Genomic DNA, 13,621 nt, shown 5'->3' with positions numbered 1-13,621 from the left:
CAAGGATTCCGAACCGATGAATTCCCTTCCCTCGCAGGCAGGCACGGCACCCGTGCCCGCCCGAAAAGCCGCCTTCGCGCTGAAGCTGCCGTCGTCGCGCGGCTGGCTCGCGGCCGGGCAATGGTTCGTCACGCTGCTGTTGTGCGCGTTTCTGATCGTGCCGATCGCGATGTCGATCCTGGCCGGCCTGACGGTCAACTATTTCAAGGGCGTATCGAGCGGTCTCACGCTGCGCTGGGTGATCGAAGTGTGGACGCAGTATCACGCGTCGGTATTTCTGTCGCTCGAAGTCGCGGCGGCCACGCTCGCGATCACGCTGTTGACCGGCGTGCCTGCCGGTTACGTGCTCGCGCGCAGTCAGACCCGCATCGCGCGCCTGATCGAAGAACTGCTGGTGCTGCCGATCGCACTACCCGGCCTCGCATCCGCGCTCGCGTTGCTGGTCGTGTACGGCGGTTTCACGTGGTTCCGGATGAGCGTCGCGTTTATCGTGGTCGGTCATGTGGTGTTCACGCTGCCGTTCATGGTGCGCGCGGTCGCCGCCGTCTGTGCGAGCGCGGAGTTGCGCACGCTCGAAGAAGGCGCGGCAAGCCTCGGCGCGAGCTTCGTTCAGCGCTTCGTCACGATCGTCTTGCCGAACGCGCGCGCGGGCATCGTCGCGGGTGCGCTGGCCGTGGTCACGCTGTCGATCGGCGAATTCAACCTGACGTGGATGCTGCACACGCCCGACACCAAAACGCTGCCCGTCGGTCTCGCCGACACCTATGCGTCGCTGCGCATCGAGATCGGCAGCGCGTACACCATCCTGTTCTTTGTGATGACGATGCCGCTGCTCGTCGCGATGCAATGGCTCGGCGTCGATGCGACCGGCCAGCGCGCCAACGCTTCATCACGGAAATCCAAGCCATGACACTCGACTCCGTTCCCTCCGTTCCTATCACCCTCACGCAATGCGCGAAGACGTTTCGCGGCACCCGTGTGCTCGAACCGCTCGACCTGAGCATCGGCGCGGGCGAAACGCTGGTGCTGCTCGGCCCGTCCGGATGCGGCAAGACCACCACGCTGCGGATGATCGCGGGACTCGAAACGCCCGATGCGGGCGGACGTATCGCATTCGGCGACGACGACGTCACCGCATTGCCGATCGAGCGACGCCAGGTCGGCATGGTGTTTCAGAGCTATGCGCTGTTTCCCAATCTCACGGTGCGCGGCAACATCGGTTATGGACTGAAGATCCGCCGCGTGCCCGCGCAGATCGCGCGGCAACGCGTCGACGACCTGCTCGCGATGATGCGTCTGGGCGCGCATGCGGACAAGCCGATCGCGCAACTGTCCGGCGGCCAGCGGCAACGCGTCGCGCTCGCGCGCGCACTGGCGGTACAGCCACGCGTGCTGCTGCTCGACGAACCGCTGACCGCGCTCGATGCGCGGCTGCGCGACAGCTTGCGCGCCGACATGAACGCCCTGCTGCGCGAACTCGGCATCACCACGATCTACGTCACGCACGATCAGGCCGAAGCGATGGAACTCGGCGACCGCATCGTGGTGATGAGCGAAGGCCGGATCGAACAGATCGGCACGCCGCGCGATATTTACTATCGTCCCGCCAACCGTACGGTGGCGCAGTTCATCGGCACGCTGAACCGGCTGGCCGGCGAAAGCCGCGACGGTGTGTTGCAGACGACCGGCGGTGCGGTGCCGTTGCCGTCCCATGCATGCGCGCCACGCATGCATGCGTCGCACGCATCGATCGGGCATGACGCGCCGCACGAACTGTTCTTCCGTCCCGAAGACGCGTATCTGGCCGATCCCGCCAGCGCGCATCTGCGCGGCACCGTCGAGCATGCGTCGTTTCTCGGCGAGCGCACGCGCTTGACTATCGGCGGTGCTGCGCCCGATGCGCTGCTGATCGATGTCGCCGGACGCGTCGAGCTTGCGCGCGGCACGCCGGTAGGCGTCTCGATCGCGCAAGACGCGCTGATTGCACTATCTTGATGATTGAGACGCCACGCGCCCGATCATCCGACACCTGAAGGATTTGCCATGTTGCTTGCCCAGATCAGCGATCTGCATATCAAACGGCCCGGCGCGCTCGCTTACCGCCGCGTCGATACCGCACCGTTTCTCGCCCGCTGCATCGCAGCACTGAACGCGCTCGAACCGCGCCCGGACGCAGTCATCATGACCGGCGATCTCGTCGATCAGGGCGATCCCGAGCAATACGCGCATCTGAAGACCTTGCTCGCGCCGCTTGAAATTCCGTACTTCCTGCTGGTCGGCAATCACGACGACCGCGATGCATTGCGCGATGCGTTTCCCGAGCGGGCGGAGTTGCGCAGCGGCGGCGAGTTCGTCCAGTACGCGGTGGACGTCGGCGCGATGCGCGTGATCGCACTCGATTCGATGGTGCCGGATCAAAGCGCGGGCGACCTCTGCGATGCGCGCCTCGCATGGCTCGAAACCCAACTCGACGCGTGCGCGGGCAAGCCCGCCGTGGTCGCGCTGCATCATCCGCCGTTCGTGTGCGGAATCGGCCATATGGACGAACTGCGGCTCGCGCCCGCAGCGGCCGCGCGACTGGAAGCGCTGATTGCGCGGTATCCGAACGTGGAACGGGTGATCTGCGGCCACGTGCATCGGCCGATGTTCGTGCGCTTCGGCGGCACGATCGCGTCGGCGGTACCGGCGCCCGCGCATCAGGTCGCGCTCGATCTGCGCACCGACGCGCCGTCCGCGTTCATGATGGAGCCGCCCGCCTACGCGCTGCACAGGTACGCGCCCGATACCGGCATGGTCACGCACCATGCGTATGTCGAACGCGGCGACGGTCCGTATCCGTTTTACGAGCCCGAGGGCGCACTGATCGACTGACCCGGCGGCGTCACGTTGCGGCGCGCTGCCGGCCATCCGGGCGGCAGCAGGATTCGCGTTGCTCCGGTATGATCGGCACGCCTGAAGCCACGTCTTCACAGGCCTTCCCAGGTCATCCAACGCCCCGCCATGCCCAGATCCGAGTCCGCCACCTTCCCCGTCACCGACGAACGCGCGCTGCGCGCGCTGCTGCTGTTGCTGGCGACGATCGCGGGCGTCGCGGTCGCGAACATCTACTACAACCAGCCGCTGCTCGACAACTTCCGTCAGTCGTTCCCGGGCAGCGCCTCGTGGATCGGCACGGTGCCCGCCGTCACGCAACTCGGTTATGCCTGCGGGATGTTGCTGCTCGCGCCGCTCGGCGACCGCTTCGACCGCCGGATGCTGATCCTGCTGAAGATCGCGGGCCTGTGCGTCGCGCTGATTTTCGCGGCGAGCGCGACCACGCTCGGCGTGCTGATCGGCGCCAGTCTCGCGATCGGCATTCTGTCGACCATCGCGCAGCAGGCCGTGCCGTTCGCCGCCGAACTCGCGCCCGCGTCGAAGCGCGGCCAGGCGGTCGGCACGGTGATGAGCGGTTTGCTGCTCGGCATTCTGCTGGCGCGGACCGCCGCCGGTTTCATCGCCGAATACTTCGGATGGCGAGCGGTGTTCGGCACCTCGGTGGTGGCGCTGCTCGGGCTCGCGGTGGTGATCGCGATGCGCCTGCCGCGCAGCCAGCCGACCTCGTCGCTGCCCTACGCCAAACTGCTCGGCTCGATGTGGCATCTGACGGTGGAATTGCGCGGCTTGCGCGAAGCGTCGCTGACGGGCGCGGCACTGTTCGCGGGCTTCAGCATCTTCTGGTCGGTGCTGGCGCTGCTGCTCGCGGGCGCGCCGTTCCATCTCGGCCCGCAGGCCACTGGCCTGTTCGGCATCGTCGGTGCGGCAGGCGCGATGGCCGCGCCGTTCGCGGGCAAATTCGCCGACCGGCGCGGACCGCGCGCGATCATCACGCTGTCGATTGCGTTAGTGGCTGCGTCGTTCGTGATCTTCGGCGTGTCGGGCGCGAGTATCGCCGGTCTCGTGATCGGCGTGATCGTGCTCGATGTCGGCGTGCAGGCCGCGCAGATTTCGAATCAGTCGCGCATTTACGCGCTGAAGCCGGACGCGCGCAGCCGTGTGAATACGGTGTACATGGTCGCGTATTTTATCGGCGGTGCGGCAGGGTCAGCGGTTGGCGCAGCGGTGTGGCCGGCGTTCGGATGGGTGGGCGTCAGCGTCGCCGGGTTCGCCTTCGCCGCGCTCGCAGCGTGGAATCATCTGCGGGGCGGACGGCACACGGAAGCGGTCGCGCAGTCGTAAGCGGCAAGCGGCCGCGCCGGAGTCAAGCCAAACTCAAGCCACACTCAAGACGCGCCGACGCCCCGCTCGCGCGCATAGTCGTGCAGCGCGTCGAGGACGCGGTCGAACTCGAACGACTTGTCGTAAAAGTGCGTGACGCCGTACTGTTCGCAGCGCTCGCGATACGTCGGCAACGCGTGATTGGTCAGCACGGCGGCAAACGTCGAGTCGAGCAGGCCAGCCTGTTGCAGATACGCCAGCACCTGCACGCCCGAGCCGCGCTTCAGTTGCAGATCCACGATCACCACGTCGAAGCGTTCGTCGCCCAGCAGCGCAATCGCTTCGTCGGCGGATTCGGCCCACGCCGACACCTGGAGCATCCCGGATGCGTCGATCGCTTCGACGAGACTGCGGCGGATCAGCGGCGAATCCTCGATCAGCAACACGCGCAACGGCCCGTGTTCGGGCGGTGCGGATGACGTGGACGATTCGCGGCTCATCGAAAGTTCCCGGGCGTGCATGTCACTCGATCAAACCGTTCTTGATCGCGTAGTAGGTCAGATCGGCGTTGCTGGCCAGCCGCATCTTTTCGAGCACGCGCGCGCGGTAAGTGCTGACCGTCTTCACCGACAGATGCAATTCCTCGGCGATATCCGTCGGAATCTGACCGGCGGCCAGCTTGCAGAAAATCTGGAATTCACGCTCGGACAACATCTCGTGCGGCCGCGCGACACCCGGTTTGTCGAGCGCGTCGGCGAGCGTGTCGGCCACCGCTTCCGACAGATAACGATGCCCGCGCGCCACCGCGCGAATCGCGCGCACGATCTCTTCCGGCTCGCAATCCTTGTTCAGATAGCCGTTCGCGCCCGCGCGCAGCAGGTTGATCGCGTACTGGCTTTCCGGATAGCCGGACAGGATCAGCACGCCCTGCTCCGGTCTGACCTGACGGATCACGCGCAAGGTATCGATGCCGTTCTTGTCGGGCATCGCGATGTCGAGCAGCACCACGTCGAAGGCCTGCTCACGCACGAGGCTGATGGTTTCGTCGCCGGTCGATGCTTCGGCGGCCACGCACATGTCCGGCTCGTCGGCGACGAACTGTCTGAAACCGCCCCGGACGATCGCGTGATCGTCAGCTATCAACACTCGAATCATCGGCTGGTGTCCGTCCGGTTGCGTGAACCGGTTGCATGAAGCATGTCCGTGAAAAGTTGAAACCCCTTCCCCGTGCATTGTAATGATCTCGCGCCGCGCGAACAGTCACTTCACCTGTCGCGCGACGCGAGCGTACCGGTCGCCGTCGTGAAAACGGCATGCGGGCGCACCGCGCGGGTCAGCCGTCGCGACCTTCGAGCAGATCGGCCATATCGTCGGCGTGCTCTTCCTCGACCGCGAGAATGTCTTCGAACAGACGGCGCGTCGTGACATCCTTGTCGCCCAGGTAGTTGATGATCGCGCGATACGTATCGATCGCGATCCGTTCGGCCACCAGGTTTTCGCGAATCATGTCGGTCAGGTCTTTGCCTTCCTTGTATTCGGAATGCGAGCGCGACGCGAGACTGGCCGGTGCGAAGTCCGGCGCGCCGCCAAGCTGCACGATGCGTTCGGCGAGCGAATCGGCGTGGCCCTGCTCTTCGGCAGCGTGCTCGTTGAACTCGGCGGCGACGGCTTCGGAATGAATGCCCTTGGCCATGAAGTAATGTCGCTTGTAACGCAATACGCAGACGATTTCCGTCGCCAGCGCCGCATTCAGCAGCTTGATCACAGTCTCGCGATCCGCCGCATAGCTTTCCGTGACCGGACCTTCGGACATATGCATACGCGCCTGCTCGCGAATCTTCGCGAGGTCGAGCACGAACGGGTCCTTCGACTTGACGGTGTCAGATGATTTCATTGACGACTCCTTGATCCGTATGGGTGGGGGAATCCGCATCACGCACGAAACGCGCCTGATGCGTCAGTTTCCGGAGAAAGTGCGGCGGCGCAGCGCCGCGTCCGCTATGTCCTGAACACGCCCAGCAACAGCGTGACGACGAACACGACGAGGAAAATGTAGAACAGGATCTTGGCGATTTCCGCCGCCCCGGCAGCGATACCGGTAAAGCCGAACACGGCGGCAATAATCGCGATCACGAAAAATACGACGGCGTAATGCAGCATGGCGACTCTCCTTGATTCGAATGAATCCGTGGCTGATCGATCCGGCGAATCCGGGCCGCGTCGCTAGTCGATGATCTTTTTAGTCACGACGAAGCCGAGCACGAGGAACACCACGCACAGGATCAGGAACACGACGAACAGGAATTTCGCGATCGCAGCCGCGCCAGCGGCGACGCCCGTAAAACCGAGCAAGCCCGCGATCACGGCGATCACGGCAAAAACCAGCGCCCATTTCAGCATGATGTAGTCCTCCTGAATCGAAGATAAGGTTTGGCTGCAACCATCGTATCGAGCCCGGTCGCCGCGCGCATTCCGACGCACTCCGGTTTTCGTGTGGGAATCCGCTGACATTGGATTACGGCCGCGTTACAGCGTCGTGCGGACAATCGGCCCGACGCCGCGCGCTACACTGATGCACACATCACAGGAGAGCGACGCGTGACAAGCGTGGAAGGTATCGACGACGGACGGCAGACACGCAGCGCGACACTGCCCGCGCTCGGCGCGTGGGTGCGCAATCGCAGTTGGGCCATCGCGATGACGGTGGCGATCGTGATTACGGTCGGCGGTCTGGTGATTCTCGAAACCGCGCGTCAACGGATTGCCGCCGAATACGAAACCGCGCTCGGCGCGCGCAACGTCACCGTGCAGCTGAGTGCGCTCGAAAGCGCGTTGTCCCGGCTCGACGCGCTGCAAAGCGCGTTTCTGCTGACGCCGCAAGCGTCGGTTGCGCACGAATACTGCGCGAGCGCGACGCAGATTCGCCGTGGCACGCAACAGCTCGGCGCGTGGTATCGGCGCGAAGCCGACAGCGCCGAACTCACCAGTTTCACGCAGATCGCCGCGCTGCTCGACGCGCGGATCGGCGCGGGCGCGGCGGCATTGCAACAGGCGGCCGGATCGCAGACGATCGATCTTTCCGCGTGCGGACCGGTGCCGTCGATAGCGGAAACGCGCACCGTGGATACCGCGCTGGTCGGCAGCACGCTGACCTTGTTGCGCGACAACGAAGAACGCCGCGCGCAACACGCGCTCGACGGCAGTCACGCCGATCAACGCCTGTCCACGCTGTGCGCGGCCGCGTTGTCGGCGCTCAATATCGTGCTGTTTATCCTGCTGTTCCGCACGCTCGGCATTCAGATCGACCGGCAGGCGCGCGTGCAACGTCAGTTGATCACGCAGCAGGAAGAACTGGATCAGCTGGTGCTCGACCGCACGCGGCAACTCGAAGCGCTCGGCTGGCATTTGCAGGCGGTCAGCGAGAACGAGAAGACCCAGCTCGCGCGCGAGCTGCACGACGAACTCGGCGCGATTCTCACCGCGAGCAAGATGGACGTCGCGTGGGCGAACCGCAAGCTGCGCGACAACGAGCCGGCAATCGCGGAAAAACTCGCGCGCGCGCTCGCGAATCTCGATCAGGGCATTGCGCTGAAGCGGCGCATCATCGAAGACATGCGGCCGACCGTGCTGGCCAATTTCGGTCTCGTCACCGCGCTGCGCACGCTCGCCGACGAAGCCGCGCAGCGCAATAACTGGCTGCTCGACCTGCACCTCCCCGCCGACGATATCAAGCTCGACGAGCACACCGAGATCGCGCTGTTCCGCGTCGCGCAGGAATCGCTGACGAATGCGGCGAAATACGCGCACGCGTCGCAGGTGTCGATCGGACTCGAAATCGGCGATGCGCAGGTCGCGTTGCATATCGCCGATAACGGCGTCGGCATCACGCCCGGCGATCTGAACCGCACGCACACGCACGGGCTGCTCGGCATGCGTCAGCGGGTCGCCGCGCGCGGCGGCCGGTTCGATATCCGGCGCGGCGTGCCGAACGGCACCGACATCGACGTCGTAATGCCGGTCGCGCGCCTCGCCGCGCAGCACCCGATCGTCGGATCCGATGTAGGCGCGGGACTGACAAACGGTCCTGCAAACGTCTGAGTCTGACGCGCGGAAACGCGCTACCCATGCGCGGAAACGCCCGGGCACACGGGCGTGGCACGCGACGCCGCGCAATCCATGTAGGACGACACCGACACGAACACAGGCGCACGCCTACAACAGAATCGCAACAGCACTGACAGCGCGCCCGCCCCTCTTTTTTTAACATGCAATCAGACCGGATCGGATGACGTGATGTCCCGGTCGGACCACGATGCATTCTTGATAAGGGGAACATCCATGAAACGACTGATCGCACTGCTTCTGATCGCTGGCACGGCTACGCTGGGCACGGCCGCACTGTCGGGTTGCAATACGGTGTCGGGCGCAGGCCAGGACATCTCGAAGGGCGGCGACGCCATCACGAACTCGGCTGAAAAGGCCAAGTAAGCCGCTTCGACGCGCATCGGACGCGTCGCGGGCTTGCCCGCCGCGTCCCTGTCGAAACAGCTTTGAAGCCCGTCACCGGCGATCCCGGCGACGGGCTTTTTTTCGTGCGTCCGGCTGGAACGGGCCCGTCGCGAATGCCCGCAAGAATACCCGCAAAAAAGCGGCGAACCACCGACGTGGTTCGCCGCCCGACCTCCGTGCCTTCCCGCTTAACTGCCGGTCAGCGCGTTGCTCAGTTCGATCGCCGGCGTGGTCGTGTTGCCCGCCTGCGCGATCAGCATATGGATCTGGCCCGGCAGAAGCTGGCTCAGCGCGCCCGCGATCGGTACCGTGGTGATCAGCCAGTCGGCGTTGTTACCCAGCGTGAAGGTATCCGACTGATAGATCACGGTCTTGTCGCCGGACGCGGTTGCCAGCAACACGTAGTTGCCGCCCGACACATACAGCGAATCCTGCCCGCTCGCCGGCACTGCACTCTTGAACTGCACACCGGTCATCGTCGGGCTCAGGCTGGTGACGCTGGTGGTGCCGGCCGGTGCCAGATAGATATCGAGGTTCTGGGCATTGGCCGACGCATTGAAGCCGCGAATCCGCGCGCTGTTCGACAGCAAGCCCTTGTCGAACGGATCGTCGATCAGGCCGATATCCGAGCCCGTGAGTGCGGGCAAAGCGAGCACCGTGTATTCGTGTCCCTTCGCGACATTCGGAAAATTGCTGCTGGCCAGCGCGGTCGTGGTGCCGGTCGCCGCATAGCCCACATTGACACTGCCGGTGCTGATGTTGGTCAGGTTGGTGACGCCTTTATAGCTGACGTTGGTTTGACCGGACAGCGTCGCGCCGTTGACGAGCAGATCGACCGCCGGGCCGCTCGGAATCGCATGGATAAAGTGGATTTCCGGATTGGTGAGGCCCAATTCCTTACCGACGTCGTCGGTGCCGCCGCCGCATGCGGCCAGCACGGATGCCACGCCAACCATTGCTGCCATAGTTCGGATCAGCTTCATAAAGTCACCTGTTTTCGATGTGTGTGCAACGACCCTGTACGTGGTCGGCCGCGTCGCCCGGACACCTTGCTGGTTGATGGTTTGAGCAGTGTCCGGGTGCCTCCCGTGAAGCGCGGCGACCCCCTCCTTGTTTCCGGTTCACCGCGCTCGCGTGGTTCACGATGCGCGGGATCCGGACGCCCGGACACAGCAATCGGTGTGCCGTCGGGCACGCTTCGTATGCGGCATCGCCCGGTAAGGATTTCCTTACATGGTCTTACGTGGTTTAGAGTATTTTGTCGGAATGCGCGAACGGTAAAGCGCGCTATCGTGCGAGCGGTCCCACAATTACAAGGTGTTCTGCATGTCTTACCGCCATCTGCTGGACGGACTCGATCTCGGCTTTACGACGCTGCGCAATCGCGTCGTGATGGGATCGATGCATACGGGCATGGAAGACCGCTTCTGGCATTACCCGAAGCTCGCCGAATACTTCCGCGAGCGCGCTCGCGGCGGTGTCGGACTGATCATCACGGGCGGCATCTCGCCCAATCGCGAAGGCTGGTTGCTGCCGTTCGGCGGCACGCTGAATTCATCGCTGGATCTGCGCAACCATCGTCTGGTGACGCGTGCGGTCCACGAAGAAGGCGGCAAGATCGCGCTGCAGATCCTGCATGCGGGACGCTACGGATATCAGCCGCTGGTCGTGTCGGCGTCGCCGCTGAAGTCGCCGATCTCGCCGTTCAAGCCGCGCGCGTTGACCGAAGGCGGCGTCGCGCGGACCGTCGCTGCGTATGCGCGATGCGCGCGGCTCGCGCAACGCGCCGGTTACGACGGTGTCGAAATCATGGGCAGCGAAGGCTATCTGCTGAACCAGTTTCTCTGTCCGCGCACCAACCGGCGCACCGACCGCTACGGCGGCAGCATCGACAACCGGATGCGGCTCGCGCGCGAGATCGTCGAGCGGGTGCGTGCGGCATGCGGCGAGCGTTTTATCGTGATCTACCGGATGTCGCTGATCGATCTGGTCGAAGGCGGCAATACGTGGGACGAAACGATTCAGGTAGCGCATGCGCTCGAAGCGGCCGGCGTGACAATCTTCAATACCGGCGTCGGCTGGCACGAGGCGCGTGTGCCGACCATCGTCACGTCCGTGCCGCGCGCTGCGTTCGCACCGCTGGCCGCGCGTCTGAAAGCGGCCGTCAAGGTGCCGGTGATCGTATCGAACCGGATCAACACGCCCGAACTCGCGGACGCGCTGATCGCGGACGGCAGCGCCGATCTGGTGTCGATGGCGCGTCCGCTGCTGGCCGATCCGGAGTTCGTCAACAAGGCCGCCGAAGGCCGCGCGAACGAGATCAACACCTGTATCGCCTGCAACCAGGCGTGTCTCGATCATACGTTCCAGAATAAGCGCGCGACCTGCCTCGTCAATCCGCGCGCCGGACGCGAAACCGAACTCGTCTACGTGCCGCTCGCGACGGGCGCGGCGCGGCTGAACGTGGCGGTCGTCGGTGCGGGGCCCGCGGGTTTGTCGGCGGCGACGGTGGCGGCTTCGCGCGGACATCGCGTGACGCTGTTCGATGCGGGCGATCGTATCGGCGGTCAGTTCCGTCTCGCGATGCGGGTGCCGGGCAAGGAAGAATTCAGCGAGACGATCCGCTATTTCGACAGCCAGTTGAAGCGGCACGGCGTGGACGTGCGGCTGGCCACCCAGGTCGATGGCGCGCTGCTCGCGGCGGGCAATTACGACGACGTGATTCTCGCGACCGGCATCGTGCCGCGCCGTCCGGCGATCGACGGCATCGACGGTCCGAACGTGCTGTCGTATGCCGACGTGCTGCGCGGTGCGCCGGTCGGCCGGCGGGTCGCGGTGATCGGCGCGGGCGGGATCGGCTTCGACGTCAGCGAATTCCTGCTGCATCGTCCGGGCGCGCCGCTGCCGCAGCCGCGCGACGCGTGGTTCGAAGAATGGGGCATCGACCCGCATGTCGGCGAACGCGGCGGACTGACGCCGGGCGGTGCGCCGAAGCCCGTTCCGCCGCGCGAAATCTGGCTGTTGCAACGCAAGGAGGGACGGCTCGGCGCGGGACTAGGCAAGACGTCGGGCTGGGTGCATCGCGCGACGCTCGTGCGCAACCGGGTGAAGATGCTCGACGGCGTCACGTATCGCGAGGTCAGCGAACGCGGGTTGAGGATTGCGCGCAAAGGCGTGGAAGAATGGCTGACGGTGGATACGGTCGTCGTGTGCGCGGGACAGGAATCGCTGCGCTCGCTGTTGCCGGCTACGCCGCTGCCGGGCGGCCCGGTGTATCACGTGATCGGCGGTGCGGCGCTCGCCACCGAACTCGACGCGAAACGCGCGATCCGCGAAGGCGCGGAACTGGCCGCGCGGTTGTAGCGGGCGGCTAAACCCGGTTAAAGCGCGCGGCTTGCGCGGACGGTGAACATCGAACGCGTCACGCGAGGCCGCGTCGCCGGTAGTCGAACCAGAACGACAGACCGACGCTCGACAGGATCACGGCGGTCGCGATCACCGTCGCTTCCGTCACCGGTTCGCCGAGCAGCAACGCGCCCAGCGCCACCGCGACGACCGGATTCACGTACATGCAACTGCTCGCGATGATCGGGCTCGTATGCCGGATCAGATACCCGTACGCGACATACGCGGCCATCGTGCCGACCACCACCAGATACAGAAACGCGATAAACGGCAGGAAGTGCATCGGCAGCATCCGCTCGCCGGAGATCAGCGCGACCAGCGTGGACATCGCGCCGCCCAGCCCGATCTGCAACGCGGTGGACAGAAACAGATCGGACGGCAGTTTGAGACGGCTCGCCAGATGCGCGCCGCCCGCCCAGAACAACGCGCCGCAGAGAATCGCGAGACTGCCGCCGGCCGATCCGGTCGCGCTGTCGCCGTGACTCAGGATTGCAATGCCGACTAGCCCGAGACCGATCGCGAACCATTCGCCCTTGCCGATCTTGCGGCCGGCCAGCGCGGCGATCACGGTGGCGAACAGCGGCACTGTCGCCACCATCACGGCCGCCGTGCCGGTGCCGACGGTGCGCATCCCGTAAGCGAGCATGCCGCTCGACAAACCGACCAGCATCGTGCCGACCAGACCCGCGTTGCGCACCTCGGCGACGCTCGGCCAGACCGGATTGCGACGCGCGGCGAACACGAACAGGCCCACACCCGCGAGCAGGTTGCGCAGCCCCGACAGCAACAGCGGCGGAAACGATCCGAGCGCGACGTGCACGCCCAGATAGGTCGAACCCCACACGAGATACACGACGGCCAGCGCCAGCGCGATACGGCCGTTTTGCGATTGCGGCAGACGCAACGGCACGCGCGTGGCGATGCGCTCCGCGAAACTCATCGGAAGATGCGGCGGCTGGGCAGACGATGCAGGGGGAAGTGAACGCTTGCGCATGCAGTCAGCCCTCCGCCGCCGCGCTGAAGACCCGAAGGCCGGAAGGCGGACGCCGCAACGAGGTTGCGGACTGGCAGGCGAGACTGGATGACATGGCGGTAGAACGGGAGAAACGAGGACGGCCGGAGGAGCCGGTTAGGCCGCTGGGCGGCCGACATTCACCAGACCTCTGGCGAACACCGCCGCATTATGCAGCAAGCCCACGGGCTCGCAACGAAAGAATCGTAACTTGTGTTGCGGCGTGTGAAGCCGGTGCCACACCGTCGCTTTAACCGCTAAACGGCAATCCGCCACGCCGGGCATCCCTAAGCATTCGGGCGGTGCGTGTTAGCATCGTCCGCTGTGTGTGCATGACGTCGTGCGGCGCGGCGCCGGAATACGTTTCGACGATACTTCCGGCTGATGCTGATCTGAGTTCAGTTCGCCGCCAGCGTGATTCTCTTGCAATAATCCTGCTTACTTCGCCTGCCCTAACTGCCCTTTCTGCTTATGCGTGCTTCGTTCGTCCGTGTCCTGCAT

At 65.0% G+C, this 13,621-nt stretch carries 14 protein-coding genes; 7 read left to right on the top strand and 7 right to left on the bottom strand.

What is annotated here, in order from left to right; translation table 11 throughout:
* The first annotated feature begins 16 nt into the window (after positions 1 to 16).
* From PW947_RS26075 to PW947_RS26060, 4 genes are all read left to right on the top strand, one after another.
* Entirely contained in the window at positions 17 to 910 is an 894-nt protein-coding gene (locus tag PW947_RS26075) for an ABC transporter permease subunit (RefSeq protein WP_299635262.1), read from the top strand.
* A complete protein-coding gene (locus PW947_RS26070) occupies positions 907 to 1,995 on the top strand; it encodes an ABC transporter ATP-binding protein (protein WP_299635261.1) in 1,089 nt (362 codons plus the stop codon). Before PW947_RS26075 ends, PW947_RS26070 begins: the two co-directional genes overlap by 4 nt.
* Before the next feature lie 48 nt (positions 1,996 to 2,043).
* Entirely contained in the window at positions 2,044 to 2,871 is an 828-nt protein-coding gene (locus PW947_RS26065; protein WP_299635260.1) for a phosphodiesterase, read from the top strand.
* Between the two features lie 129 nt (positions 2,872 to 3,000).
* Entirely contained in the window at positions 3,001 to 4,215 is a 1,215-nt protein-coding gene (locus tag PW947_RS26060; protein ID WP_299635259.1) for an MFS transporter, read from the top strand.
* 44 nt (positions 4,216 to 4,259) lie between these two features.
* Here the strand turns inward: PW947_RS26060 and PW947_RS26055 are convergent, their stop codons facing one another.
* The 5 genes from PW947_RS26055 to PW947_RS26035 all read right to left on the bottom strand — a co-directional run bounded on the left by PW947_RS26055 (position 4,260) and on the right by PW947_RS26035 (position 6,594).
* Positions 4,260 to 4,694 (bottom strand): response regulator, encoded by a 435-nt coding sequence (locus PW947_RS26055; RefSeq protein WP_299635258.1) that lies wholly within the window; start codon positions 4,692 to 4,694, stop codon positions 4,260 to 4,262.
* Positions 4,695 to 4,716: 22 nt separating this feature from the next.
* On the bottom strand, positions 4,717 to 5,349 hold the full coding sequence (locus tag PW947_RS26050) for a response regulator transcription factor (protein ID WP_299635257.1): 633 nt from the start codon (positions 5,347 to 5,349) through the stop codon (positions 4,717 to 4,719).
* A gap of 178 nt (positions 5,350 to 5,527) precedes the next feature.
* Complete coding sequence (locus tag PW947_RS26045; RefSeq protein WP_299635256.1) at positions 5,528 to 6,088, bottom strand: ferritin-like domain-containing protein; 561 nt, start codon at positions 6,086 to 6,088, stop codon at positions 5,528 to 5,530.
* Positions 6,089 to 6,192: 104 nt separating this feature from the next.
* The gene (locus tag PW947_RS26040; RefSeq protein ID WP_075643714.1) at positions 6,193 to 6,354 is read right to left on the bottom strand and encodes a DUF1328 family protein; all 162 of its coding nucleotides are present in this window, start codon (positions 6,352 to 6,354) and stop codon (positions 6,193 to 6,195) included.
* A 63-nt stretch (positions 6,355 to 6,417) separates the two neighbouring features.
* Entirely contained in the window at positions 6,418 to 6,594 is a 177-nt protein-coding gene (locus PW947_RS26035) for a DUF1328 domain-containing protein (protein ID WP_299635255.1), read from the bottom strand.
* Between the two features lie 207 nt (positions 6,595 to 6,801).
* On the opposite strand from PW947_RS26035, the gene PW947_RS26030 reads away from it, so the two are divergent.
* Positions 6,802 to 8,292, top strand: a complete 1,491-nt coding sequence (locus PW947_RS26030) for a sensor histidine kinase (RefSeq protein ID WP_299636023.1) — start codon at positions 6,802 to 6,804, stop codon at positions 8,290 to 8,292.
* Between the two features lie 240 nt (positions 8,293 to 8,532).
* Entirely contained in the window at positions 8,533 to 8,682 is a 150-nt protein-coding gene (locus PW947_RS26025; protein WP_299635254.1) for an entericidin A/B family lipoprotein, read from the top strand.
* A gap of 209 nt (positions 8,683 to 8,891) precedes the next feature.
* Here PW947_RS26025 and PW947_RS26020 read toward each other — a convergent pair whose 3' ends face one another.
* Positions 8,892 to 9,686 (bottom strand): DUF4397 domain-containing protein, encoded by a 795-nt coding sequence (locus tag PW947_RS26020; RefSeq protein ID WP_299635253.1) that lies wholly within the window; start codon positions 9,684 to 9,686, stop codon positions 8,892 to 8,894.
* A gap of 343 nt (positions 9,687 to 10,029) precedes the next feature.
* Here PW947_RS26020 and PW947_RS26015 point away from each other — a divergent pair, with 343 nt between their 5' ends.
* Complete coding sequence (locus tag PW947_RS26015; RefSeq protein ID WP_299635252.1) at positions 10,030 to 12,066, top strand: NADPH-dependent 2,4-dienoyl-CoA reductase; 2,037 nt, start codon at positions 10,030 to 10,032, stop codon at positions 12,064 to 12,066.
* Positions 12,067 to 12,124: 58 nt separating this feature from the next.
* On the opposite strand, the gene PW947_RS26010 is transcribed toward PW947_RS26015, so the two are convergent.
* The gene (locus PW947_RS26010; RefSeq protein WP_299635251.1) at positions 12,125 to 13,048 is read right to left on the bottom strand and encodes an EamA family transporter; all 924 of its coding nucleotides are present in this window, start codon (positions 13,046 to 13,048) and stop codon (positions 12,125 to 12,127) included.
* Positions 13,049 to 13,621 lie beyond the last annotated feature (573 nt).

It is taken from the genome of Paraburkholderia sp. (genome assembly GCF_028283785.1).
In the GTDB taxonomy this organism is placed as follows: Bacteria; Pseudomonadota; Gammaproteobacteria; order Burkholderiales; family Burkholderiaceae; genus Paraburkholderia.
Note: the sequence above shows the minus strand (reverse complement) of the source record. Positions and strands in the feature narration are given on the sequence as shown.